Annotated in this window: 1 protein-coding gene; it reads right to left on the reverse strand. The window is 66.8% G+C overall.

Features of this window, described 5'->3' with window-relative positions; translation table 11 throughout:
* Nucleotides 1-189: 189 nt before the first annotated feature.
* Nucleotides 190-624, reverse strand: a 435-nt coding sequence (locus tag ACLD7X_RS17870) for a hypothetical protein (RefSeq protein WP_411425035.1), incomplete at its 5' end; no start/stop codon positions are given.

Raw genomic sequence — 624 nt, forward strand, 5'->3', positions numbered from 1 at the left:
CTGATCTCGCCGCGCCAGGTCGTGCACGAATGCCAGCAGGGGTTGCTGACGACGCTGGACTATCCCTTGCCGGGAACCGATCGCCCGATCGGGATCACCACATTGGCCGACTGGCAGCCCACCGCGCTGATGGCCGCCTTTCTGGAAATGCTGCACGCGCAGGTGTGACCCTGCGCGTGCCCCGCACCCTCAGGGCTGGTCGGGTTCGACCTCCTCCTCGACCTCGGCCTCGGAAGCGGCCTGAGCGTCGTTGAACAGCTTTTCGATGCGTGCCCGCGACGTTGCCATCTTGACGCGCACCTTGGCCACCTCGGTGCCGCCGCTTTCGTCCAGCCCTTCGACGCGCAGGTTCGCGGCACGCATGTACCGCTCGCGATCGGCCAGCAGGTCCAGGAGGGGCTGCTTGTCGCCCTTCTTGGCGGCTGCCTGCGCCTTGGCAAAACGGGCGTTCAGATCAGCCTCGTCCTGTGACGCATCGGTGGTCAGCTCCTTTTCGGCCTTGGCCAGTTCCTGCGGCATCTGGGCGGCGGCCTGCTTGAACTCGGCATAGGCCGCGTCGATCCCGGTCTGCACGGTCTTGATCACCGCATCGGCCGCCTGCGCCTCGACGATCGCAGCCGCGAA

It is taken from the genome of Aphanothece microscopica RSMan92, from assembly GCF_046613545.2.
Lineage (GTDB): Bacteria > Cyanobacteriota > Cyanobacteriia > PCC-6307 > Cyanobiaceae > NIES-981.